The organism is Serpens gallinarum, assembly GCF_014836765.1.
Lineage (GTDB): Bacteria > Pseudomonadota > Gammaproteobacteria > Pseudomonadales > Pseudomonadaceae > Serpens > Serpens gallinarum.
In genome coordinates this window covers 237,921-261,867 of sequence record NZ_JACSQG010000002.1, presented here as the reverse complement: position 1 = coordinate 261,867, position 23,947 = coordinate 237,921, and the positions used below count along the sequence as shown (strand labels likewise).

Sequence of the window (23,947 nt, the reverse complement as noted above, 5' to 3'; positions counted from 1 at the left end):
GCAATGAATGCAAAAAAACTGGCCCGCAAGGCGCGCCTGCTGCGCTGGCTGCTTAACTGTTACCCGCCCTACCTAGGTGCAGGTATTCGCGTCTGGCAGCTCAGCGCAGACTTTCGCCAGGCGCGGGTAAAGATGGGCCTGAGTTGGTACAACCGCAACTATGTGCGCACCCAGTTCGGCGGCTCGCTGTATAGCATGACCGACCCGTTCTACATGCTGCTGATCATGGAATGTCTCGGCCGCGACTACATTGTCTGGGACAAGGCCGCGCACATCGACTTCATTGCACCGGGCAAGGGCACGGTGTACGCGGACTTCAGCATCGACGAGACATTGCTCGACGAAGTACGCCAGCGCACCGCTGGTGGTGACAAATACCTGCCCGAGTTGCAGGTCGAGGTGCGTGACGCGCAGGGAACGCTCGTCGCGCGCGTTCACAAGACGCTTTATATCCGGCTCAAGCCGCAGTTGCGGCCGGCCGCCTAAGGAATGGACATGCAAGCGGATCTGATCATTGTGGGCGCCGGTATGGTTGGCAGCGCCCTGGCCTTGGCGCTGCGCGACAGCGGCTTGAATACCTTGCTGGTTGACGGCGGGCCGCTGCAGGTCAAACCCTTCGCAACCGATGCACCCTTCGAGCCACGGGTCAGCGCGCTATCGATGGCCAGTCAGCGTTTGCTGGAACGCCTGGGTGCCTGGGAAGGGATTCGTGCGCGGCGCTGCAGCCCCTATCGCGACATGCGGGTGTGGGATGCCTCCGGCACCGGGCAGATCCACTTTTCCGCTGCCAGCGTGCATGCCGAGGTGCTCGGCCATATCGTCGAAAACCGCGTGGTGCAGGACGCGCTGCTTGAGCAACTGCACAGCAGCGATGTTCAGCTACTGGGCGACGCGCGCGTTGAGCAGCTGCGGCGTACCGAACACGGCTGGCTGCTGACCCTGGGCGATGGTCGCGAGCTGCGCACGCCCTTGTTGATTGCCGCCGATGGCGCCAATTCCGCAGTGCGCCGCCTGGCCGGCTGTGAAACCCGCGAATGGGATTACCTGCACCATGCCGTCGTCACCAGCGTGCGCTGCAGCAAAGTCCATGACCTGACCGCCTGGCAACGCTTCACCGACGACGGTCCGCTGGCTTTCCTGCCACTGGATCGCCAGGGCGACAAACACTGGTGCTCGATCGTCTGGTCCTGCACGCCAAGCGAAGCCGGCCGCGTGATGGGGCTGGATGACGAGGCGTTTCGCGCCACCCTCGGCGCTGCCTTTGAGCACCAGCTGGGCACAGTGCTGGAAGCCGACCCACGGGTGTGCATTCCGCTGCGCCAGCGCCACGCCAAGCGCTACATCGAACCGGGCCTGGCACTGATTGGCGATGCGGCGCACGTCATCCATCCGCTGGCCGGCCAAGGTGTCAACCTCGGCTTCCTTGACGCCGCTGTGCTGGCTGAAGTGCTGCTGCATGCCCAACAACGCGGCGAAACCCTGGCCGACAAGCGCGTGCTCAGCCGTTTCGAGCGCCGCCGCATGCCCTATAACCTGGCGATGATGGCGTCCATGGAAGGCTTTGAGCGGCTATTCCAGGCCGACCAGCCGACCCTGCGCTGGCTGCGCAATGTCGGGTTACGCCTGGTCGATCATCATGAGCAGGCCAAGGCACTGTTCGTGCGCCAGGCGCTGGGGCTGAGCGGGGATCTGCCGGAGCTGGCCAGACCCTGAAGCCTGCGCGCGGAGCTACCAGCTGAGCAGATCGGCACCAAAGGTGAACATGAACCCCGCCGTGCCAAGCAAGGCGACCTGCGCATTAGCACCCATCATCTGATAGCCCAACGCAGGGATGGCGCCCAACCCTACACCTTTGCGGTTAACCGGAATTTTGTTTTCGTACTCACCGGTGTACCCCAGCAGTGGACCGGCGGTCAGCTTGCCGTACAGGTTGGGGCTGACCGTGTCGAACGTCCATTGCCTGCCGGCGTAGTAATACTGGCTGGGCTGGTCGAATGAATTGTCGAACCGAACGCCACCAAACACCCATTCCGAAGGCGCTCGGTACTCCAGGCCAATCAGGTGCGGCGTGTTGTTATGCTCTGGATTGTGTTGCCAGTGATAAACGTAGGGCGCGTATTGAATCGCCAAGGTATGTGTCGTTGGCTGGCTGGAGGCAAAGGTCAGGCTACAGACCAGTGCGCAGGCGCAGGCAATTAGCGGCTGGAAAGCGTTCACGGAAAATACCATCTCTAAAGCGGAATTGAGCGATGCAACCTCGGCGGATGTAGACAAGCGCGAGGGCGCGCACCTTAACGCGCAGTTGCGTCCCATGCAAAACAACATGTTGCGCTGCTCCACCGCACAAAAGCCTGCGGCTAAATGCTGCGTTGTGAACTCAAGTGATAGTCACTATCATTTGCTTTCCCAACTTCCCCAGCAAGAGGCAGTTTTTCATGCAGGTCAGCAAAATGTTGCTCGCCGCCCTGGCGCTCGGTGTCTGCGCCGGGCAGGCCCAGGCCGCCGATGAAGTGGTCGTCTACTCCTCGCGGATCGACGAATTGATCAAGCCGGTGTTTGATGCCTATACCGCCAAGACCGGGGTCAAGGTCAAGTTCATCACCGACAAGGAAGCGCCACTGATGGCACGCATCAAGGCCGAGGGCGACAATACCCCGGCTGACCTGCTGCTCACCGTGGACGCCGGCAATCTCTGGCAAGCCGAGCAGATGGGCATTCTTCAGCCCATGAAATCCGCTGTGGTCGACGCCAATATTCCTTCGCAATACCGCTCTTCAACCGGTGCCTGGACTGGTCTGTCGCTGCGCGCGCGCACCATCGTCTACTCCACCGAGCGGGTCCAACCAGAAGAGCTCAGCACCTACGAGGCACTGGCTGACAAGAATTGGGAAGGCCGCCTCTGCCTGCGGACCAGCAAGAAGGTGTACAACCAGTCGCTGACCGCCACTCTGCTGGAAACCCACGGTCCCCAGAAAACCGAAGAAGTCCTCAAAGGCTGGGTCAATAATCTGGCCACCGATGTGTTTGCCGACGACAACTCGGTCATCAATGCGGTAAACGCCGGCCAGTGCGATGTGGGTATCGTCAACACCTACTATTTCGGGCGCTTGCATAGGCAGAACCCTGATCTCAAGGTCAAGCTGTTCTGGCCAAACCAGGCTGACCGCGGTGTGCACGTCAACCTTTCCGGCATCGGCCTGACCAAGTACGCGCCCAACCCGCAAGCTGCGCAGAAGCTGGTGGAATGGATGACCGGCGAAGAAGCCCAGGCGATTTTCGCCGGCGCCAACCAGGAATTCCCGGCCAACCCCAAGGCTCCGGTTTCCGAGGAAGTGGCCGCCTGGGGCTCGTTCAAGGCTGACAGCATTCCAGTCGAAGTGGCCGGCAAGCGCCAGGCCGAAGCCATCAAGTTGATGGACCGGGTAGGCTGGAATTAAGCGCCAGGCTGTCGGGCTAAACACAGCCGCCAGCCACCTCTAGCTGCTTTATACTGCGCGCCCCGGCATCGTCCGGGGCGCCTGCATTTCGACGGACCCTTTCCCGCAGTAAGGAGTTTGCGTGGCCCACCCGATTCAGCGCCGCTGGTACCCCATTGCCTTTGGTGTCGCAGCGCTGGTGTTGCTGCCCTTGAGCGTGCTGCTGTTCAGCTGGCATGACATCGACGCCGAGATCTGGTCGCACCTGTGGGAAACCCAGATGACCCGCCTGATCGGCAATACCCTGATCCTGGTGCTGGGCGTCGGCCTTGGCGTCACCGTGCTGGGTGTCAGCCTGGCCTGGCTGACTTCGCTGTGCGAATTCCCTGGACGCAAGTGGTTGGACTGGGCGCTGATGCTGCCCTTCGCGATTCCCGCCTACGTGCTGGCCTTCGTATTCATCGGCCTGTTCGATTTTTCCGGACCGATCCAGAGCCTGGCCCGCGACTGGTTCGGCAGCGGCATTCGCTTTCCACCCGTGCGTTCCACCGGCGGGGTCATCGTGGTGCTGGTGCTGGTGTTCTATCCCTACGTTTATCTGCTGGCCCGCTCGGCATTTCTCGCCCAGGGCAAGGGCCTGATGGAGGCTGCGCGCGTACTGGGTCAGACGCCCTGGCAGGCCTTTTGGCGCGTTGCCCTGCCGATGGCCTGGCCGGCCATCGGCGCAGGGCTGGCGCTGGCGATCATGGAAACCCTGGCCGATTTCGGCGCCGTCTCGGTGTTCAATTTCGACACCTTCACCACCGCCATCTACAAGACCTGGTACGGCTTCTACAGCCTGACCGGCGCCACCCAACTGGCCAGCTTGTTGCTGCTGGCGGTGCTGCTGGTGTTGTTCGGCGAACGCCGCGCCCGCGGCGCCAGCCGACCCGCCAACGAGCGCCCACGGGGAAAGGCGCTTTATGAATTGCGTGGCTGGAAGGCCGTACTGGCCACTGGCTGGTGCGGTTTGGTGCTGCTCTGCGCCTTCGTGATTCCCCTGCTGCAGCTGCTGGTGTGGTTCTGGCAGCGCGGGCGTTTCGATCTGGATGAGCGCTACGCTGACTTGATCCTGCACACCTTGTATTTGGGCGGCATGGCCGCACTGATTTGCGTCGCCGTGGCGCTGCTGCTGGCCTTCGCCCGCCGCCAGGCGCCCACCGGTGCGATTCGTTCGGCGGTGGGCCTGGCCAACGTCGGCTACGCCCTGCCCGGCGCGGTATTGGCGGTGTCGATCATGCTCGCCTTCAGCTACCTGGACCGTCATCTGGTCGTGCCGCTGTCGGGCTGGCTGGGCGGCGCTGGCAAGCCGATCCTGCTGGGTAGCCTTGCCGCACTGCTGGTCGCCTACCTGATCCGCTTTCTCACCGTGGCCTATGGCCCTCTGGAAAGCAGCCTGGCGCGCATTCGTCCGTCTTTGCCGGAAGCCTCGCGCAGCCTCGGCGTTGGTGGGCCGGCGCTGTTTTTCAAGGTCTACCTGCCGTTGCTGCTGCCCGGCGTGCTGAGCGCCGCCTTGTTGGTGTTCGTCGACGTCCTCAAGGAGATGCCGGCGACCCTGCTGATGCGCCCCTTCGGCTGGGACACCTTGGCCGTGCGCGTCTTCGAGATGACCAGTGAAGGCGAATGGGCACGCGCCGCGCTGCCCTCGCTAACCCTGGTGCTGGTCGGCCTGCTGCCGGTGATCCTGCTGATCCGCCGCTCGGCACGGCGCTAACCCTTCACACCTGAACGTCACCGCGTGCCTTCATGCAGGCGGTGATATCGAGAGGAACCATGACTCAACTGCAACATATCGGCCTGGCCCTGTTCGTGCTCTTCACCTTCGGCTTCGCCCTGGGCTACACCCAAGATTGCGCAGACGGCTCCAAGGTCGAAACCTTCATGCTCGATGGCGTAGCGGCGAAGCTGACCGGGCGCGATCTGTGCCAGCCATAAGAAGGCATCTGGCCTACGCCTGATATGCCGGTTTTACGCCGGGCATAAAAAAACCCGCCGAGGCGGGTTTTTCAGATGTTCACAGGAGACAACCGCGAACGAATATGTGGCGCACCAGGCGGGATTCGAACCCACGACCCCCCTTCGGAGGCCAATGCGGTACAGGAATCTCAGCTAACGAAAAGCACCCTAAAGTGACTGTAATCCACGCGGTGTAAGGATTGTAGCGTTCCTCAGTAATGTGGCTTCACGTCATCTGCCGTCAATTAAGTTCCGAAATCCTGGGCACAAAAACGAAATCTGCCGATACGCTTTTGGACCACTAGCTACAAGCATGCCAGACGACAGCTGTGGTACGAGGTCTCACCTCTATCGACCAGCTTTTGCAAGAAGGCCCTTCACGCCCTATCACCTCTGCATGCTGCCTAAACTGTAGCTGATGGCGAGGCCAGCCAGCATCGCCGAGCACACCCAGGCAGGGGTTAAAGCCTTGGACGCACCCCTAAGTGAAAGGCGCACGGGGTTGGTGCTATTAATGGATCACCTGCTAGGACAAATACGTATCATGAGACAGCGGGTTACCTCGATAACCTCGTGCTCAGACAACCTTTGTCAATGTGGCCATCATGGAAGAAAGCGCACAACAGCGTTCAGAACGCTATGTATCCACCCGCAGCCAACACCCGGCTTGGCTTTTGCTCGCCTCGTGTCGTGCCCCGCTCGTATTGGGTTGCCTGCGGACACTTTTCGAGCGGGCGCACGATGGGATTCTCATGGAGGATACGCTGCAAGCGCTATCTGAAATGCTGGCTGCTTACGCCAGCCAGGAGCTCTATGGGATCAATCCAGATGCAACGCATCTCCAAGCAGGTCGCGAACTTCGCGAATGGATCAAGCGGCGCCTTGTAGTAGAGCGGGAGGGACGGATCTACGCAACCGACGCATTGGAGTCTGCCATCCAGTTCGTCGACTCGCTGGATAGTCGGATCATGACCTCCACGGCATCTCGGCTTTCGGTGGTCCAGCGCGAGATCGAAAACCTGGAAACAGGTCTGAACCCCAGCCCAACTGGCCGTATTGCCAGCCTGCGCCGCCGAATCCAGGATTTGGAGCACGAGCTAGCGCAGGTAGAAGCTGGCCACGTTGTTGTGCTGGATGAAGCGCAGGCGATAGAGGGCATACGCGAGATATATAACCTCGCCACCAGCCTGCGCGCTGACTTTCGACGAGTTGAAGACTCTTGGCGCGAGGCTGATCGCGCCCTTCGACACTCCATCATCAGCGAGCAGTCTCACCGTGGACAAATCGTCGATCGATTGCTGGACGGTCAGGATGCGCTACTCAACACACCGGAAGGGCGTGTGTTCGAAAGCTTCCAGCAGCAACTGAGGCAGTCCGCTGAACTGGAAACCATGCGTGAGCGCTTGCGCACCATCCTTCGTCATCCAGCGGCTCCAAAGGCGCTGAATCGTCCCCAGCAACGTGAGCTGCGTTGGCTGGCGTTACGCCTGGTTCGGGAGTCGCAGGCTGTTCTCCAAGCACGCGCCCGAAGCGAGCGCGATGTCCGCGGCTTCATGAAGACGGGCCTGGCCGCCGAGCATCATCGCGTCGGACAGTTACTCAACGACTTCTTCAATCTAGCGCTCAGCGTCGACTGGCAACGCCAGTCAGAACGCCGTACGCCTGCATGTTTACCACCGGTTGGTGTAGCCATTACCGGTGTCCCGGCAATCGAGCGTCTTCGCTTCAAGACTCTGGATGACGATGATACGGGCGAGCTGGATCTGAGTTTGAAGCCCGCGGGGTTGGAGCAGATTGATGATGACTTCTGGGATGCCTTCGACGGGCTGGATCGTGAAGCGCTGATTCATGACACCCTGGCCGTGCTGGTGGAGCAGGGTCGCCCTGTGAGTCTTGTGGAGCTTGCGTCTTTGCTTCCACCTGTTCACGACCTGGAAACCTTTGCGCTCTGGCTGGCGATGGCGCGCGAGGCAGGTATCGAGGTGCTGACAGAGGAGCGTCAGCTCATGGAGCTAGTTAACGAGGATGAGCAACGCTGGCGCTTCAATCTGCCTTATGTCGGACTCGAGCACGAGGCACTCAAGGACATCGATTGGGAGTTGTGAGCATGGCAGGGATATTCGATCGAATTGCAGGCGCCTCTGGCGCCGACGAAACGGAGCTGACGGTGGAGCCCATGGCGTTGGATGACGGCATGGATGATGAACAGCCTCTTATGAGCGCCGCTGTACAGGTCGATGAGCGCCGGACGCCGCAACGGGTACGTGAGGCCGTACAGGAAATGCTGAAGTACGGGCTGCTGGAAGAAAGTCACAAGCCCAACCTGTATCGCTCAGCGCTTTCCAATATCGAGGCGGTCGACAGAATCCTGGAACCCCTCGACCTTGCCATGGGGGTCGACGAGGTTCGGGGGCTGGTGTTCGTCACCGTTCGCCAGGGCGAGGTGGCCGAGCAGGATGACTGGTCGCACCCCCTTGTACGTCGGCAAAGGCTGAATCTGGAGCAGTCCCTGCTGATAGCCATCCTGCGACAGCATTTCATCGCGTACGAACAGGAAAGCGGTACAGGCGCCAGTCTAGCGCTGGTGGCGGTTGATGAGCTGATTCCCCAATTGCAGGTTTACCTGGGCGAGCTGGGCAGTGAAGCGAAGGAGCGCAATCGCATCATCACGCTGCTGGATCAGCTCAAGGGACATGGTCTGGTGTCGGCTCTGGACGCACATGATCGCGTCATCATTCGCCCCATCATTACCCACTTGGCGAACCCGGAGAACCTGCAGGCACTGGTGGTATGGCTGCGACAGCAACTGGAGAGCGCCGCGACGCCGGCTGCTGATGGCGAGGAGGGCATGGCATGAAGCAGGCACTCCGCTGGCGTGACAGCGAGACCTTCATTCTTACCAGCATTGAGCTCTATAACTGGGGTGGTTTTCAGGGCTATCACCGTGCCGAGATCGATCCCGCAGGTACCGCGGTGATCGGCCCAACGGGGAGCGGTAAAACGACGCTGGTGGACGCACTGATGACCTTGCTGTGCGCCAATCCGCGCTACAACTTGGCATCCACGGGTGGACATGAAAGTGACCGGGATCTGGTGTCTTATGTGCGGGGAGTTACCGGCCCTGGGGACGGAGGTGTAGAGCAATCTCATATCGCTCGCCAGGGTAAGACAGTAACCGCAATTGCAGCCACGCTCGAGCGTGACGGTACGCAGGTTCGACTGGGCGCCGTGCTCTGGTTCGAGGGCACAAGTTCCTCGGCGTCCGATCTGAAAAAACTTTGGCTGTTAAGCGAGTCCCCCGAGCAGACTCTGGAGCATTGGCTCAGCCAGCATCACTCAGGCGGCATGCGGGCTCTGCGTCAGATGGAGAAGGATGGGACGGGTATCTGGCCTTATTCCAGCAAGAAAGCTTTCTTAGCCAGACTGAGGGATTACTTCGAGGTCGGTGAAAACGCATTCACCTTGCTCAACCGCGCTGCCGGCCTGAAGCAGCTCAATAGTATTGATGAGATCTTTCGAGAGTTGGTGCTGGATGACCGCTCCGCCTTCGAGAGGGCTGCTGAGGTCGCCAGCAGCTTCGATGATCTAACTGACATCCACCGAGAGCTAGAAACCGCTAGAAAGCAGCAGCGCTCGTTGCAACCGGTCGCCGATGGCTGGGAGCGTTATAGGGCCTTGCAAGAACAGTTGCAGGATAAACAGACTCTCGAAGGCATTCTTCCGGTCTGGTTCGCCGAGCAGGGTTATTGCCTGTGGTTGGCTGAAACCAACAGGCTTGAGAGGGAGCACAAGCAGGCCGAGCTGGATCAGGAACAATGCAGGAGTCAGCTTCAGGTCCAGAAGGGTGTGGTCGATCAACATCGTCAGCGCTACCTGCGAGTAGGGGGCGCAGGGATAGATCAATTACGCGAGCGCATCGCTGATTGGGTCAGGGAGTGCGATAAGCGCAGCCTGAAAGCCGAGCAATACCAACGCTTGGCCAAAGGGCTTGGACTAGCGGATGAGTTATCGGCCGCTGCTCTCGAGGAAAATCAGCAGCAGATCACGGCACGCCTGGAAATACTGGCCCAGCAAACCACGGTCGCGCGCCAGAAGGCGTTCGATGCAGGTCTCGTCCAGCAGGAACTCAATGGTCGCCTGCAGACCTTACAGCAGGAGCGTGCTGAGGTTGCGAGACGGCCAGGTTCTAACCTGCCCGGGCAGTTTCATGCTTTTCGAAGCGATCTGGCGCAGGTGCTTGGCGTCGATGAGTCGGCCCTACCTTTCGTTGCCGAATTGGTGCAGGTCAAGCCCGAGGAGCTGACCTGGCGAGGTGCCATTGAGCGGGCAATCGGCAGCCACCGGCTCCGTATCCTGGTCCCGCAGGGCTCATCCCAGGCGGCACTGCGTTGGGTAAACCAACGGCACAACCGTCTGCATGTGCGCATGTTGGAGGTCAAGGAGCCATCGTCGCGCCCCGTGTTCTTCGATGATGGTTTTACCCGCAAACTGACCTTCAAGGAGCATCCGTACCGAGAAGCCATAAAGGCACTACTGGCGGACAATGACAGACATTGCGTCGAAAGTCCGGAGCAATTGCGTCATACCCCTCATGCCATGACGGCGCAGGGTATGATGTCGGGCAAAGAACGCTTCTTCGACAAGCAGGATCAAAAGCGCCTGGATGAAGACTGGCTGACCGGCTTTGACAACCGCGATCGTCTGGCCTTCCTGACTGAACAGATTCGCGAGGTCAATGAACAGCTCGTGACCGCCAAGCAGGCCCTGGATGTTGCCCAGGGCGATGTCGGTCAGTTGGAGAGTCAAGCTTCGTTGCTGCAACGCGTCGAAGAACTACAGTTCGAGGAGATTGATCGGCCGGGCGCCGAGCGTCAGCTGCAGTCGCTGCGTACTCAGCTGGACACCCTGACCCGTCCCGATTCTGACCTTGCCGTGATCAAGGCCGAGCTGGATCAAGCCGAGGCCCTGCGAGAGTCTCTGGATCACCAGCTGCAACGGCTGATCGAGCAGTGTGCGCAGTTGAAAACTCAGTTTGACCAGGCCGCATCCGCTACCCGTAAGGCCTATCGCGGCGCCGAAAAGGGGCTGAACGATACACAGCATGAACTGGCGCAAGCGCATTTCCCGACCCTGACCGCGGATAACCTCGGCGATATTGACGAGCTGGAGCGCAAGCATACGCGTGAGCTTCAAGGGCAACTCAAAACGCTCGGCGAGAAACTGGGCGACCAGAAATCAGAGCTTGCCAAACGTATGTCTGACGCCCTGAAGGTGGACACCGGGGCGCTTGCAGAGGTCGGGCGAGAGCTGAGGGACGTACCCAGTTATCTGGAGCGTCTACGTGTGCTGACCGAGGAAGCCCTGCCCGAGAAACTCAAGCGCTTCTTGGAATACCTCAATCGTTCCTCGGATGACGGCGTCACCCAGCTGCTCAGCTATATCGACCATGAAGTCTCGATGATCGAGGAGCGCCTGGATGACCTCAACAGTACGATGCAGCGTGTCGACTTTCAGCCAGGACGCTATCTGCGCTTGGTTGCGAAAAAGGTCATCCATGAAAGCCTGCGCACCTTGCAACAGGCTCAGCGCCAACTGAACTCGGCGCGTTTCATCGATGATGAAGGCGAGAGCCATTACAAGGCATTACAGGAGCTCGTTGGACTGCTCAAAGATGCCTGCGAGCACAGCAGGAATCAGGGCGCCAAGGCGCTTCTGGATCCGCGCTTCCGCCTGGAGTTCGCGGTCTCGGTGATCGATCGAGAAAGCAAGAGTGTCATCGAAACCCGAACAGGTTCTCAGGGCGGTAGTGGTGGCGAGAAGGAAATCATAGCCTCCTATGTGCTGACCGCTTCCCTCAGCTATGCGCTATGTCCCGACGGTAGCAACCGGCCGTTGTTCGGCACCATTGTGCTAGACGAGGCGTTCTCGCGCAGTTCCCATGCGGTTGCCGGTCGCATCATCGCAGCGCTGAGGGAGTTCGGCCTGCACGCTGTCTTCATCACCCCCAACAAGGAAATGCGCCTGTTGCGCCACCATACGCGTTCGGCAGTCGTTGTTCATCGGCGCGGCGTGGAATCCAGTCTGGTTTCCCTGAGCTGGGAAGCGTTGGATGAGCATCATCAACAGCGCATCAAGGCCATGCATGAAGTCGCCCACTGACATCGGCCGCAACCTCGCGAGACAATGGCAGCGCTCCAGCGTGCGCTTGGAGCGCTTGCTCAATCCCGGTAGTTGGCCGCAAAGCCTCAACATCGGCAAGCCTTCGGCACGTCTATTCACTGACAACATCCAGGCGGTGCTCCGGCATGTGGAGAACTGGCGGAGCGTAAACGTGGGTAAAGTCGACTGGGAACCCGTCAGCTACCGAGCAGGGCTGGCCCCCATTTCCTTGCCGATGCGTTGGCATTTGCGTAGCCCCTCCGAATGGATTGCCGCGAGCGATGATCCAAGGGTCAGCCAGGAATACGCTCAACTCGAGTATCTGGTCGAGCAGGTAGACAGTGCCTTTCATGCGCTGCTGGTGGCACAACGGAGCTTGTGGTTGACGAAGCCGTCTGAAGAAGTCGTCGCTACAGCGCAACTCGCTACCCTGTTGTCTCCAGGCTGTGCTCAAGGCCGCCCACTGCGCCTGCTTGCAGAGCACGGAGTGGACACCAAGTTTTTCGAGCGCAACGCTACCTTGCTGACGAAGCTCCTCGATGAGCGCTTCGAAGGTGCGGCGTCCGAGCAAGGCCTGACGACGTTTCTAGATGCCTTTGAAGAGAGCAGTCATTGGGTTCTAGTCGTTCCTCTTCAGCCTGAGTTGCTGCCCTTCAAGCGGCTCAGGCTCGCGACTTCGGAACTGGCCGAATCCCCACTTCCCGGTTCGCGGTTGCTCGTGGTGGAAAATGAGCAATGCATTCACTTGCTGCCAGAAACCTTGCCGGACACCCTGGCTGTGCTGGGCTCAGGACTCGATTTGCAGTGGTTAGCGTCTGAGCACCTGGCCGGGAAACAGATCGCATACTGGGGCGACATGGATACCTGGGGCTTGCTGATGCTGGCGCGAGCGAGACTCCATCAACCAGCAGTCCAAGCCCTATTGATGGAACGGGAGCTGTTTGAACAGCACTCACCGGTGAGCGCAGTCGTCGAGCCGACCAAAGCTCTGGAGTCGGCCCCACCTGGTTTGCCGGCTGACGAAGCGGATTTCTATCGGTATCTGTTAGCGCAGGAGCGAGGACGCCTTGAGCAGGAGTATCTGCCAAAGGCACAAGTGGACCGAGCCATCAGGCAGTGGGCTCGAAAGGTCCCTGTATAAAACTGCTGGCGGGGTGTTCGCCTCAATAGCCCTGCGATCCTGAGACAAGGGATCTAACTTAGGTAGACATAAGGGAGCAGAAATATGACGGCTACTAAGCAAGCTGCCATCTGTGCCATTCGTGGTGAGATCCCGCCCCAGGTGATAACAGAGCGCTTAGGCTTGGACGCGCAGCTTGTAAATGTCTGAATGTCACAGCGCTGGTTGCGCCAGCATGGACTTCCAAGTAATGCCATCCGTTGCGTGGCAGCCGGCAGCGTGCGGCGCGCTGGACACAAATGGTTCAACGCACGCTTGAACTTGCTCCCATAGCTCCCTGACATCGAGCTCAAGCAATATCTCTGCACCTTTGCGTAGTGATGTTGTGTACAGCAGGGCCCCCAGTAGTCGACCCTAGGGAAACGCCAGTGCTCTGTCTGTGCTGCAGAGTGATGCGCTTAGCTGTTCGGTCACCCCGTGCCGTATTTTTTGTCCAGATGCTCGGCCAAAACATAACCAGTAACTCCGACGATGACGATGAAACCGAGGATCACAGCGAAAACGTGTACAAATGTCATGGCATTCAAACCTCTTGTAAGCACAACGCACGAAGTAATTTGCTTATTTTCTAGACGGCATGATACCGCTTTGGAGTAGATGGTTTACCAAGCGTAGCCCGAGTTACGCATAGGTAAGCATATGCTACTGATCTGATGTTCCACGCATACATAAGCAGGCTCAAGCCGTGAAAAAAACGGCCAGTACAATCCCAGCTCTTCGATGGCCCTACGCATCCGCAACGCAACATCATCGAGCGGATGTTCGGCTCATTACGATCAATTACACGTCGCCAAAGAAGTTATCGCGGGCAATCCGCCCAAACTCATGCTCATCGGCCGGCTGGTCGTCATCAAACATAGTGTGAATACGTTGCTCTCGCCGCAGATTAGCTAGCGTGCAGAAAAAGCATGGCTCGCACAGGTGCACTCGGTAGACTTCGCCATCGTGTTGTGATCCATACCCCCAACTTGCCTGCAAGGTACCGAACTGTTGGCCGAAGCCCAGTACTTGGGTATGGCTGCCACACACATCACAAACGATTTCGGCATGCAGCCGAGTTGGCTCTTGCATCACGATCACTCTTAATAACGCCCGGTCAAACAACACCGCCGAATTCAATAGCGTGGAGTAATCGCTTAACGAGCGTAGCTCCATGTTCATCTGTGCAAATCGAGCGAGGTGATCTCCCCGCGAGAGCGATATTAGAGGATGACAGCCACCATTCAGCCCGAGCCGGTTCCTCGAACATCTGTACAGCCAGTGCCTCGATCTTTGCGAACTGCTTAGCGTTTGCATGATCGGGGGCGTCAGAATTCTTCATGAATGCCCTGCCCACGTTGAAGGCTACAACGCTCATAATAGCAACTACAGAATGAACAGCTGATGGCCAGCGATGCTGCCTTCCAAGCGGAGCCAGAGCTCCACATAGGCAACCATAATGGCTATTGATCCGATGCTCCCACAGCATGCATATGCAAGCCTAAGCCGTGAGGAACCGGCTGGTACACAGCCTGGGCAGCTCACCAGTTGAGAAACGAGCCGGCCCCCCAAACCTCGCTACGGATTTTCTGACTGAAATGGAGCCTGAACAGACTGTCGACATTAAGTAATCGAAAGCTGTTGCCGCCACGGTCGAGCCGCCAAGCGCTGACTGGCCGACACATTGCCACCGAAACAGCTCTGGCAAAGTGGCTTATTAAGCTCGTCATAACGAATCGGTTGGCCATCCTGATCAAGCAAATCTCCACCAGCAGCCCTAAGCAAGGCATGGCCGGCGACCACGTCGTGCGGTGAGACAGAGTAGAGCGAAACTCCCGCGATGCCATCGCAAGCGGCCACACGAGCGAGGCGGTAAGCGATGCTCGGCATCGGGCTGAAGCGCGCTGGAGCACAAAGCGCGGCGTTCAGCTCCGGCTGCTGGTAGGCGGCTGTGCTGACGAATACAACGGAGTTCGCGTCGAGCTGTAAAGCATTCACATCGGGACAAACGTGTAGGCCATTGCGCAACAGGCCAGACATGCCGTATTGCCAAGCAATGCAGTCAGGACCGCGCACGGAAATGGGCGCATATACGACGCCCAGAACTGGTACTGAATCCCTGAGTAGGCCTACAGAAATGGCCGATCCAGGCCTGCCTGCTAGGAAATCCGTGGTTCCATCATTTGGATCCACCACCCAGCAGTGACGCGCTCCCGTTAGCACGCTCCCCGTTTCCTCTCCCCAGAAGTCACACTCCTTTACTCGTAGAAGCCCTTCGCGAAGCAAAAGCTCCACTTCGACGTCGATATCCGCCTTGTCTCCTACTCCGCGTGGCCCTCCTGGTCGGGCGGTTTCAGCACTGATGAGGGCTCCGGCGCTTAGAACCAAAGAGATGACGTCATGCACCATGAGGTGGGAAGTCGAAACCAGCTCATTCATTCTCAGCACCCAAGTCGCTTGCGACCTTACCGAAGGATTCCCAGTGACCAATCAGCTCATCAACACGGTCAGGAATGCGCGGAGTCTTACTGAGCACTAGGCAGCGGGTGGTGCCCACATACTCCTCAAGCAAGTAGAGCGTGCTTCCAACGTCGACTCCCATTTCCTGCAGAACTTCGTCGGGCACGCGAATAGCACCGTCCCCTTCCCACTCCTCAATCACCACGGAATGTTTCATCGAAACTCCAAGAGATGATTTCGCTCAAGTGTCCGCAGGGGGAGGCAGCGGCAAGCCGCTGCCCGCTAAGTCCCGCGGCGCAGGCCGGCAGCATAGCAAAAAAGGAGTTAGATCTGAAAATGGCAATTGGCGAAGCTAAAGTTTCTGTACGGAAAGTCCGGCGGTAGTGTCGGTGCCATGACGGCTTGAAGCCGGCATTGCAAAGCCCCATAAGCTCCCGCCGTCACCTGGGGGCTGAACGCAGTAAGATCGGCAACACTGCATTGATGATCGACTTATGCTCATTGGGTATCTTTTTCCTGCTAGAACGCTTTGCTCCGTGGTCAATCGACTCTAAGTACTTATATCCTACTGGGGGTGTAAGTACTGCGTTTGTCTCATTGAAGAGGTCAAAAATAATGACATTGCCACACGAACGTACCCGTGCAGTGGTGCAGACTTACGATTTTTTGGTCGAACTCTCCCTTGACGCCTCCCTACCACATAGCATTCGCCACGACGCCCTTTTCCTGCTGCGCCATTATCCAAGCCAGGCCGATGTGCTACAGGCAGGGGAAAATGAGGAGAAATTGGCAAAAATGCCGCTAATGCACATTGATCCAATCTTTAGCTCTTCGACAAAATGGAAGTGAGTATTTGTAAAGTGTTTTTTAGGAATCACTGCCATAGGTATCGTAGGAAGACGCAGCCTGAGGCGGCCGCGGCGGTAGTCAAACATCGTATTGACACGTCTACCTCCCGGCCTCAGTCCGCCAGGGCGGGAGTCGGCAGGTCGATATGGTGGGAGATCAGAGGCCCATAATCCTCAAGGCCCCGCCAATGCTGGGTTGGCAGATCGCCACACCCAGCCAGCCAAGGCCGGGAGTCGGCAGGTCGATATGGTGGGGGGGTCAGAGGCCGTAATCCCCTCAATGCCGCGCCAATGCTGGGTTGGCAGCGTCACCACACTCTCGTCAGGCCGGGAGTCGGCAGGTCGATAAGGCGGGAGATCAGAGGGCCATAATGCCCTCAAGGCCGCGCCAATGCTGGGTTGGCAGCGTCGCCACACTCTCGTCAGGCCGGGAGTCGGCAGGTCGATATGGTGGGAGATCAGAGGCCCATAATCCTCCAAGGCCGCGCCAATGCTGGGTTGGCAGATCGCCACACCCCGCCAGCCAAGGCTGGGAGTCGGCAGGTCGATATGGTGGGGGTCAGAGGCCCGTAATCCCCTCAATGCCGCGCCAATGCTGGGTTGGCAGCGTCACCACACTCTCGTCAGGCCGGGAGTCGGCAGGTCGATAAGGCGGGAGATCAGAGGGCCATAATGCCCTCAAGGCCGCGCCAATGCTGGGTTGGCAGCGTCGCCACACTCTCGTCAGGCCGGGAGTCGGCAGGTCGATATGGTGGGAGATCAGAGGCCCATAATCCTCCAAGGCCGCGCCAATGCTGGGTTGGCAGATCGCCACACCCCGCCAGCCAAGGCTGGGAGTCGGCAGGTCGATATGGTGGGGGTCAGAGGCCCGTAATCCCCTCAATGCCGCGCCAATGCTGGGTTGGCAGCGTCACCACACTCTCGTCAGGCCGGGAGTCGGCAGGCCGATAAGGCGGGACCATAATGCCCCCAAGGCCGCGCCAATGCTGGTTTTGTGGCGTCGCCACACCCCGCCGTCCAGGGGCGGGAGATGGCAGGCCGATAATTCGGGAGATCAGAGGCCCTTAATTCCTAAAAGCCCCGCCAATGCTGGGGTCTTCATCCCGCGCCAGACCGGTCGTAGTGTCGAATGACAATGAGGTTTCCCTGGGCTTGCGAGCAGCTGGGCGCTTGTGCTTTTGCTTTAAGTTTCATCCTCAGCGCATGACGAGGGTGAGAATGGGCCAACAATTAACGCAGTCATAGGAAAAAAACTTTGTGACCTGAATCACATTTTTATTATATGCGTTTTTATCTAAGCAGGACGGAAATCAAAACAAAAAAATATAAAGGATAAGATTTAGATTCTCAGGTTTTATTATTTAATTTGGCAAAAATAAATTTCCTTGTTTTTCAATGATTTAGAAAATCCTCTTTTTCTCAGAAGTTAAAATGTAAGTTGGCTGCTCAGAAACAATTTTGCATTCTGGCATCCCTCTAGAGCGGGGTGTTGTAATTTCATCCATTCTCAGTTTTCATGGATTAACTCGCCGGATTAACCTGGCGATAATCCAATAACCACTTCACGAAGTTATTAACCAAGATCGGAATAAAAGAAATGCCAGATAAAAATCTCATCTATGTTTACGATGTTCGTTTTGCCAATTTCCCGGAGAATGTTCATCACTCCCATTACATCAAGCGTTTGCCCCATGTGATGTTTGTTTTGAACAATTGGGCTATTAAGCCGGCAAACGATTATTTATTTGAAAATAAGATCGCCTCTCTGGAGGAACAGGGGTATATGACGAAGATTGCTACAACCCTGAGCCACTACCTTGGGAACCCCAATGGTACGGAGCTGGTTTGCATTCTTGGTTCTGGCGAAGAGAAGAACAACCACCAAGCGCTTAACACCTGGGTCGCCTATCACAGCAAAGAGATTTTCGAATTACGCTTGGAAGGTGTAAACCCGTTGGAGTATCTGAAGGAGAAGCTAGAAAGCCAACTCAACAACTGAAGCAAGAACAGGGGCTTTAAAAGATTCTTGGCGGGAACAGCGGGGATGAGTAGATTGACAGAAATCAAGTAAGGGGCAAGCCAAAAACCTCTTACCTGCCCCGCTATCGCTGCCAACAACACACCGCCTCAGCACTTAAACGCCTGTTTGAATTATCGAGCATGGTCGGTTCAAGACATTCTGAGATTTTGCCTGCACCATTTGGCTGGAATGAATGCGAGGCTCCAATCAAATGGGAAACACACTACTGTGCAACAGCGGGCGAGGTTTAGTGGCACTACCGCCGATTGGCCGGGCGGTCGATGTATGAGCAGGCGGCAAGCTCTTTTGTTGCTGGCCTCTGAGCAGGGACAATCCGCCCAGGGAATTAACCAGATCCTCGATGCAATAGGTGCACACCCTGAGCTAATCGATCTGCCACGAATAGTGACTGGGCTGATCAGCGCACTCCGTGCATCCGATCTCAGTTCACCTATTAATATAGGAATCTGTGATCCGCTCGTATGGCAAGACGCCTGCGAGTGGATCGTCTCGCTGTGCAAGCAGCCCCACATCTCGGTGCGTTTAGGTGAGCGGTTTTGGCTGGGTGAAACTCCTCCCACCCGAAACCCTGTGCTGAGCCGGGGTGTAAAAACCTACGGATTTCCCTACGCAGCGCTATGGTACGCCCCAAGAGATACAGAGAACGCCCCAGACTACTACCGTTTGGTAGCTCAGTTGTTAGCGGCAATCCAGGCCCCCTGTCCGTTACTGCTATCTGCTCAGCGCTATGCCGCGTTTTTGGATCTGAGGAGACTATGCGAAGCACGCTCTCTAATTGTTCCGCCGGAATTGAAGGTTTGGGGCACCACTGGAAATTTCTTGGCGGCATGTCGAGGGTTTTCAGCAAGCGACTCCAAATCAGAACAAGCAGAGCTGTTCGCCTCAGTTACCCGCCTGGTTCGCTACAGCCACGGAGAAGCCCCGCCAACGAGGTCAAGTGGAGGCGGCGGCCGCGGCAGGCGAAGGAAGTCCGACGCTCCGGAGTTAACGCACTTCATTGCTGAGGACCGCCGCGGTTTTCCCATTGGGGATCCAGATGATCCGGACCAATTGCCTGGCCACTACCAAATTCTCACCGAATCCCAGACGGGCGATACGGATGAATGTGATCTGGCTCCGGATGAATTGAGTCCTCCCGCCGAGATCTGGGTGCTGGACGATGATGGTGCTGAGCGACCCTTCGTCGCTGACCTGCTCAGCCAGCAGGGCATCGAGAGTCACATCGTACGGAGCCGGCAGCAACTGCCGTTCACGTATGCACGATTCACGCTGGCGGAGCTGAGGGATTTGCTTTTCGGTGCCAGCGATTTGTTTGAGACATGCAGCCAAGAACTAGATCGCACCCAGGACAGGTCGCGACTCCAGTTGCGTATGGAAGCAGTCGTCATGATGCACATTAGCCTATGGTTGGGTCAGCCCCCGACCCAGGTGGTACAACTGACTGTGGTGGATCAGGTTGAGGATTGCACGGACGGAGTAGCCCTGATCAGGGGAACGCCCGGACAGTTCAGCTTGATTGTTCGTAGGCCCGAGTTAGTGGGCGATGAGCGCTGGCAGGCTACATCCGGCATTCGCCTGTCACAGTCACGCCTGCTACTGCCCGATTTGGCCGGCAGTTCTGCACTGATCCATACGCTGCTCAGGCGTTTTCCTCGCGTGTCCAATCGTGTTTTTACGTATCAAACAGAGGAGCTGGAGGCAGAGGTCAGAGTGGTTCTTGGGATTCTGGGTAAGGGTGAGTCCCGGTTTACGCTCAGCAAGATCCGAAACTATCTGTTTCACCAGCTCGTCATCGATACCCATGACATCGCTGCTGCTGGAATGCTGTCAGGTGTACGCGTGCCCTCTGCGCAAACGCCTCAATATTACCTGCAACCCAGTGCTAACCATTTGCGACGCCTCTACGTGGCCTCCCTAGAGCGGGTACTACAGCTGGTCTATGCCTGTGCCGGCCTCGCCTACGAGCCGGCTAAGGTCGAGGAGATTGACCAAGAAGGTTCGGTAGGCGCGACGCACTGCCTGCTGCCCGAAACGATTTCGGTCAATGTAAAAGCCCTGGCGAGCATCCTGCGTAAGAAGCCGTCATCCGGCTTGGTCGACCAGATCGCCTGGCATAACGCCTATACCCTATGGGTCGTGCAGATGTTCATGCTGTCCACCGGCTGCCGGGCTATCCGCAACCCCCTGCGGTACGTCGATGAATTCGATCCTCTGCTGGGCATAGGCGCTATCGCCGATAAAGACAGCGGAGATCGGCACATGAGCCGGCTGGTCTGCCTACCCGCAATGCTGCATCGACAGTTGGTTCAGTATTTCGCGCATTGCGCGGCAATCACGAAAGACTTCATCAGCTCTGCCTCTTTGGAAGAAGACGACAGGTGGTCTCGTGGATTTTTCCTGTCGTTCAGCGAAAGCGGTACACGTCGCGTGGAAATCAGGCCCGCCACTATTTACCAACATATGGAGCAGGTGGCTGGCTACCACCCACATCGCATCAATGCCTACCGAAAATTCCTCCGTACAGAGCTGTTCGAGCGTGGCTGCCCTGCTGAAGCTCTGGGCGCGTTCATGGGCCATTGGCTGCGCGGAGAGGAGCCCCAGGATAACTATGCCTCGTTTTGCCCGGTGGCCTACGCCGAGGTCATAGGCGAGTGGATTACGCACCTATTGGAATCGCTGGGCTGGTACGCACAGGGAAGCCGGTGGGCAGGGAAATGAACATGCTCCGCTTGAATGACCAGCAGGTCGAGTATCTCTGGTCTGCAGCACCTCATGAGCCGGACTGGAAAGGGGAGGTTCGTGAGCGCCTGAAGCGGATCGCCCGCGAATCCGGAATGGTGCTGGGTCAATGGTTGCTGGGAGCATGCGCCATCCGAGAAGTCACGGTCGAGCATGTGCGTGAGCTGGAGGCCCAGCTGGGTGCTGACCACGCGCTGCGCAATATGCTGCGCAGCATTACTCAGCGGGCCCGAGGGCAGATAGCAGGGTTTCCGCTGGCACGCCTGGCCATTGCCGTTGAACGGGCGGCAAACCCGATTAATCCGGATTTCTACACAGCTGAACGATTGCACCTCAGTTGCCAGCTGCTCAAGGCCATGCGAGATGGAATTAGGCGAGATCTCGATTCATTGCTTCCTGCAGAGCGAGTCGGTCTGCTCCTGATGAGCGCCGCCTATAACGGTGGCCTGATGGATGTCGCGCAACTGAAGGCTCTCATTTCGGTGCCCTTAGAGCGGATTGAATGGCTGGCGGGTGTGCCGGAAATCAGACTGCCGTTGCCCATTCGTGGCAAGACGGAGGCCGAGTACAGACAGTGGTTTCCTGACCCGGGGACGTTGGCCTTGATGTTTCGCTGCGCGGATGACCTCCGGGCCATGGGTGGTCAGTTGGAGCGTAAGGGCGGCAAGATCCGATGCATCCAAGCGTTTCTGACGTCGGTTGGGCTACCCCGGAGGGATCTCCCAGGCAGTGTGACTGGACTGCTAGATTTGCTGCGAATGCAGATGCAAATGCGCCTGCCCCAAGTATTGGTGAATTTTGCCTGCCGGCAGGGGTTCGTATCCCAGTCGCTACGTCCCTCGTCGTGGGGAGAGCTGTTCGGCCTGCCAGGTCTGGAAGACCCAGCCGATGCGTATGGCAATGACGCCGGAGCGACTGAAGTAGCGGAGAAAACGGATGCCCCTGACTGGCTGATGGAGCTGTGTCGGCAGATTCGTGCCGATGAACCAGTCGATTCACCTGCACATGCTGGGGGGCACGAACCCCTGGTGAGAGAATGGGCTGGCTATATGCTCTCGGGCGCCTCGGTGTATGGCCACGTTATAGGGCGGAGCACCGTAGCCCGCTACGTTAGGTTGCTCGGGGAAGCCTTGGCGCAGCTAGACGGCATGACGGTTTTCCAGCTGGAGCCGGATGCGCTGGAAACCGTCTATGAGTCCCTTTTGGAGGCCCAGCCGACTGATGGCAAACGTCGGACTCTAGCCAAGGCCATTTACGAGTTTCATGCGTTTCTGGAGCGACGCTATCACTATCCGCCCATCAGCCCCTACGCGGTGCTGGGTATCGGCCAGGACGTTGTTAGCGTGGATGCACGCATCCTCTCCGAGGATCAGTATCAGGGGGTTTTGCGTGCGCTTGGCACCTGCGGGCTGGAGCTGCGTACACCGCGCTTGGTGACTGCTGCCAAGCTATTTCTGATTCTGGGATTCCGACTCGGCCTGCGGCGTAACGAAGCTCTGAAGCTGCGGCTCCGTGATGTGCACCTGCCCGAGTTGCCGGCGTACACCAGCGAGCGCATTCACCGGCGTCACCCGAATATGCGCAGGCTATCCACACGAGAGCTGGCTGGCCTGAACCTGCCCGTTGACCTACTGGTTCGCCCCCACGCGCAGCGCGGTTTAAAAACTCAAAATTCGGTTCGGCGACTGCCGCTCCGCATGCTGCTGGAACCCGATGAACTAGAGCTGTTGGTGGACTGGTACCAGCAGCGTTTGACAGAAGAGAACCGAACACCCTCTTCGGAGTTTCTGTTCTGTATCCCCGAACTGAGAACCCAGTGGATTAGCGAAAGTACGTTGCTGCCGGCATTGCACGCGTGCATGCGCGCCGTCACGGGGTCGGACGTAATCCATTACCACCATCTGCGGCACTCATGCGCCACCTGGCTGATGCTCAAGCTGATGGGTTCAATCATGGATGCCTCGCCGGGCCTCATCTTCAGTGAATTACCCCAGACCAGCCGATGGTTACAGGACATGGGCAGACTGCGCGAGGCACTGACATCGCCCAACGGCGGCCCCACACGGCGCATCGTCCATATCGTCAGTGCTTTGCTCGGTCATGGCAGCCCGAAAACCTCATTGCTGCACTATATCCACAGCCTGCCACAGGTGATGGCACAGGCCTGGCAGTGGAATCCCAAGGTCTGGCTGTTCAGCGCCTACAACGTTGCTTCGATTGCACAGGTGAGCCTGCCCACGATGCCTGCGTCCGGCGACGCTGAGCACCTTTTACATGTCATCGGCCGGATCAAGCCCCTCAAATCTCAGAGGCGGGCTCGACGAGCCGCAGTGTGTTCGGTCGTACAGCAGGTCAAAAATAATTGGGCGATGGAGCGAATCCGGCAAATCGAGTCGATGCTGGCGTACGCCTCCTATGCAGAAGACAGCGGCCAGCAAGTCAACCTGGACTGGCTGGAGTTTTCGCCCGAAGACCGCGGCATGATGCTCGATCGGGCTCGCTATATCCGGGATTTGGCACAGCGCTCCCAGCCAGGTTCTGGCAACAAACACCGATTGCGCTCCTCGCTGCACGCCGATACGCCATCGCTCGTACCGAGGCCGCCTCGCCATGGAGGGCGCGATGCCGTAGCGGGTTATGCCCAACGTCTCTACAACATCCTGGAAGGTGCAGAACGCGAGCGCGCCAACCGAGCGATAGATGACTTTGTCGAACGCAGCTGGTCGTCGGAAACGACCCTGCGTTTTTACCGTGACCGGGATGAGGAACAGGCACGGGACTACCTGTGGCTGCTGACTGCATTAGGTATTCCAGCGCGGTCGATAGAGCTGATCGTTTACGACACGCGAAAGCCGAAAGCGAGCAAAGCGTACTGGCGCCGAGAGCTTGGTAATATTCGGAAGCCGGTTGCGCTGCATCAGCCCGAAAATGCGGAGGTGGAGAATCTCCATCTAGGCATCCGTGCCACGCTGGAGCTGGAAGGTAGTACGCAGCAGAACCGGCATTCAGGGGCTGGGCTGCGTTATCTACTGCTGATGGCTTCCATCGACTGGCACTTCCGGGGATAAACACACCCAGAGGGCTGCTTAGCCTTCTGGATCATCCTGTATGTCCAGCGCACCCTTCATCA

General features: G+C 58.1%; 18 protein-coding genes. 13 read left to right on the top strand and 5 right to left on the bottom strand.

Translation table 11 applies throughout. The features are described 5' to 3' along the window. The first annotated feature begins 3 nt into the window (after positions 1–3). A complete protein-coding gene (locus H9642_RS06450) occupies positions 4–486 on the top strand; it encodes a DUF4442 domain-containing protein (protein ID WP_251835601.1) in 483 nt (160 codons plus the stop codon). A gap of 9 nt (positions 487–495) precedes the next feature. Next, complete coding sequence (locus tag H9642_RS06445; protein ID WP_251835600.1) at positions 496–1,713, top strand: 2-octaprenyl-3-methyl-6-methoxy-1,4-benzoquinol hydroxylase; 1,218 nt, start codon at positions 496–498, stop codon at positions 1,711–1,713. Between the two features lie 15 nt (positions 1,714–1,728). On the opposite strand, the gene H9642_RS06440 is transcribed toward H9642_RS06445, so the two are convergent. Further along, entirely contained in the window at positions 1,729–2,274 is a 546-nt protein-coding gene (locus H9642_RS06440) for a sn-glycerol-3-phosphate transporter (protein WP_251835599.1), read from the bottom strand. 161 nt (positions 2,275–2,435) lie between these two features. Here H9642_RS06440 and H9642_RS06435 point away from each other — a divergent pair, with 161 nt between their 5' ends. The 7 genes from H9642_RS06435 (at position 2,436) to H9642_RS06405 (ending at position 12,711) form a co-directional block, all read left to right on the top strand. After that, on the top strand, positions 2,436–3,437 hold the full coding sequence (locus H9642_RS06435) for an extracellular solute-binding protein (RefSeq protein WP_251835598.1): 1,002 nt from the start codon (positions 2,436–2,438) through the stop codon (positions 3,435–3,437). Positions 3,438–3,558: 121 nt separating this feature from the next. Continuing rightward, positions 3,559–5,169 (top strand): ABC transporter permease, encoded by a 1,611-nt coding sequence (locus H9642_RS06430; protein WP_251835597.1) that lies wholly within the window; start codon positions 3,559–3,561, stop codon positions 5,167–5,169. A 59-nt stretch (positions 5,170–5,228) separates the two neighbouring features. Then, positions 5,229–5,390 (top strand): hypothetical protein, encoded by a 162-nt coding sequence (locus tag H9642_RS06425; RefSeq protein WP_251835596.1) that lies wholly within the window; start codon positions 5,229–5,231, stop codon positions 5,388–5,390. Between the two features lie 626 nt (positions 5,391–6,016). After that, on the top strand, positions 6,017–7,516 hold the full coding sequence (locus H9642_RS06420) for a DUF3375 domain-containing protein (protein ID WP_251835595.1): 1,500 nt from the start codon (positions 6,017–6,019) through the stop codon (positions 7,514–7,516). A 2-nt stretch (positions 7,517–7,518) separates the two neighbouring features. Then, a complete protein-coding gene (locus H9642_RS06415; RefSeq protein ID WP_251835594.1) occupies positions 7,519–8,268 on the top strand; it encodes a DUF4194 domain-containing protein in 750 nt (249 codons plus the stop codon). Beyond that, positions 8,265–11,570, top strand: a complete 3,306-nt coding sequence (locus H9642_RS06410; protein ID WP_251835593.1) for an ATP-binding protein — start codon at positions 8,265–8,267, stop codon at positions 11,568–11,570. The genes H9642_RS06415 and H9642_RS06410 overlap by 4 nt, the downstream gene beginning before the upstream one ends. After that, on the top strand, positions 11,521–12,711 hold the full coding sequence (locus H9642_RS06405) for a Wadjet anti-phage system protein JetD domain-containing protein (protein ID WP_251835592.1): 1,191 nt from the start codon (positions 11,521–11,523) through the stop codon (positions 12,709–12,711). The genes H9642_RS06410 and H9642_RS06405 overlap by 50 nt, the downstream gene beginning before the upstream one ends. An 819-nt stretch (positions 12,712–13,530) precedes the next feature. Here H9642_RS06405 and H9642_RS06400 read toward each other — a convergent pair. From H9642_RS06400 to H9642_RS06390, 4 genes are all read right to left on the bottom strand, one after another. After that, positions 13,531–13,911: a hypothetical protein gene (locus H9642_RS06400; RefSeq protein ID WP_350027853.1), complete on the bottom strand. Its 381-nt coding sequence runs from the start codon at positions 13,909–13,911 to the stop codon at positions 13,531–13,533. Then, positions 13,847–13,999: an MbcA/ParS/Xre antitoxin family protein gene (locus H9642_RS18370; protein WP_350027854.1), complete on the bottom strand. Its 153-nt coding sequence runs from the start codon at positions 13,997–13,999 to the stop codon at positions 13,847–13,849. Before H9642_RS18370 ends, H9642_RS06400 begins: the two co-directional genes overlap by 65 nt. A gap of 353 nt (positions 14,000–14,352) precedes the next feature. Beyond that, positions 14,353–15,168, bottom strand: coding sequence for an inositol monophosphatase family protein (locus H9642_RS06395; RefSeq protein WP_251835591.1), 816 nt, complete (start codon positions 15,166–15,168; stop codon positions 14,353–14,355). After that, the gene (locus H9642_RS06390) at positions 15,161–15,406 is read right to left on the bottom strand and encodes an AbrB/MazE/SpoVT family DNA-binding domain-containing protein (RefSeq protein WP_251835590.1); all 246 of its coding nucleotides are present in this window, start codon (positions 15,404–15,406) and stop codon (positions 15,161–15,163) included. Before H9642_RS06390 ends, H9642_RS06395 begins: the two co-directional genes overlap by 8 nt. Positions 15,407–15,804: 398 nt before the next feature. Here H9642_RS06390 and H9642_RS06385 point away from each other — a divergent pair, with 398 nt between their 5' ends. The 4 genes from H9642_RS06385 to H9642_RS06370 all read left to right on the top strand — a co-directional run bounded on the left by H9642_RS06385 (position 15,805) and on the right by H9642_RS06370 (position 23,885). Beyond that, positions 15,805–16,038 (top strand): BPSL0761 family protein, encoded by a 234-nt coding sequence (locus H9642_RS06385; protein WP_251835589.1) that lies wholly within the window; start codon positions 15,805–15,807, stop codon positions 16,036–16,038. 1,596 nt (positions 16,039–17,634) lie between these two features. Then, entirely contained in the window at positions 17,635–18,036 is a 402-nt protein-coding gene (locus H9642_RS06380; protein WP_251835588.1) for a hypothetical protein, read from the top strand. Between the two features lie 306 nt (positions 18,037–18,342). Continuing rightward, on the top strand, positions 18,343–20,796 hold the full coding sequence (locus H9642_RS06375) for a hypothetical protein (RefSeq protein ID WP_251835587.1): 2,454 nt from the start codon (positions 18,343–18,345) through the stop codon (positions 20,794–20,796). Then, positions 20,793–23,885, top strand: coding sequence for a tyrosine-type recombinase/integrase (locus tag H9642_RS06370; protein ID WP_433962675.1), 3,093 nt, complete (start codon positions 20,793–20,795; stop codon positions 23,883–23,885). Before H9642_RS06375 ends, H9642_RS06370 begins: the two co-directional genes overlap by 4 nt. Positions 23,886–23,947 lie beyond the last annotated feature (62 nt).

What these genes read in the sequence shown, in the direction of transcription:
- H9642_RS06425 (WP_251835596.1), top strand. Translation starts at nt 5,229, where the DNA reads ATGACTCAACTGCAACATATCGGCCTGGCCCTGTTCGTGCTCTTCACC.
- H9642_RS06390 (WP_251835590.1), bottom strand. Translation starts at nt 15,406, where the DNA reads ATGAAACATTCCGTGGTGATTGAGGAGTGGGAAGGGGACGGTGCTATT.
- H9642_RS06385 (WP_251835589.1), top strand. Translation starts at nt 15,805, where the DNA reads ATGACATTGCCACACGAACGTACCCGTGCAGTGGTGCAGACTTACGAT.
- H9642_RS06370 (WP_433962675.1), top strand. Translation starts at nt 20,793, where the DNA reads ATGAACATGCTCCGCTTGAATGACCAGCAGGTCGAGTATCTCTGGTCT.
- H9642_RS06420 (WP_251835595.1), top strand. Translation starts at nt 6,017, where the DNA reads ATGGAAGAAAGCGCACAACAGCGTTCAGAACGCTATGTATCCACCCGC.
- H9642_RS06375 (WP_251835587.1), top strand. Translation starts at nt 18,343, where the DNA reads ATGAGCAGGCGGCAAGCTCTTTTGTTGCTGGCCTCTGAGCAGGGACAA.
- H9642_RS06415 (WP_251835594.1), top strand. Translation starts at nt 7,519, where the DNA reads ATGGCAGGGATATTCGATCGAATTGCAGGCGCCTCTGGCGCCGACGAA.
- H9642_RS06450 (WP_251835601.1), top strand. Translation starts at nt 4, where the DNA reads ATGAATGCAAAAAAACTGGCCCGCAAGGCGCGCCTGCTGCGCTGGCTG.
- H9642_RS06445 (WP_251835600.1), top strand. Translation starts at nt 496, where the DNA reads ATGCAAGCGGATCTGATCATTGTGGGCGCCGGTATGGTTGGCAGCGCC.
- H9642_RS06400 (WP_350027853.1), bottom strand. Translation starts at nt 13,911, where the DNA reads ATGAACATGGAGCTACGCTCGTTAAGCGATTACTCCACGCTATTGAAT.
- H9642_RS06380 (WP_251835588.1), top strand. Translation starts at nt 17,635, where the DNA reads ATGCCAGATAAAAATCTCATCTATGTTTACGATGTTCGTTTTGCCAAT.
- H9642_RS18370 (WP_350027854.1), bottom strand. Translation starts at nt 13,999, where the DNA reads ATGTTCGAGGAACCGGCTCGGGCTGAATGGTGGCTGTCATCCTCTAAT.
- H9642_RS06405 (WP_251835592.1), top strand. Translation starts at nt 11,521, where the DNA reads ATGAGCATCATCAACAGCGCATCAAGGCCATGCATGAAGTCGCCCACT.
- H9642_RS06395 (WP_251835591.1), bottom strand. Translation starts at nt 15,168, where the DNA reads ATGAATGAGCTGGTTTCGACTTCCCACCTCATGGTGCATGACGTCATC.
- H9642_RS06435 (WP_251835598.1), top strand. Translation starts at nt 2,436, where the DNA reads ATGCAGGTCAGCAAAATGTTGCTCGCCGCCCTGGCGCTCGGTGTCTGC.
- H9642_RS06410 (WP_251835593.1), top strand. Translation starts at nt 8,265, where the DNA reads ATGAAGCAGGCACTCCGCTGGCGTGACAGCGAGACCTTCATTCTTACC.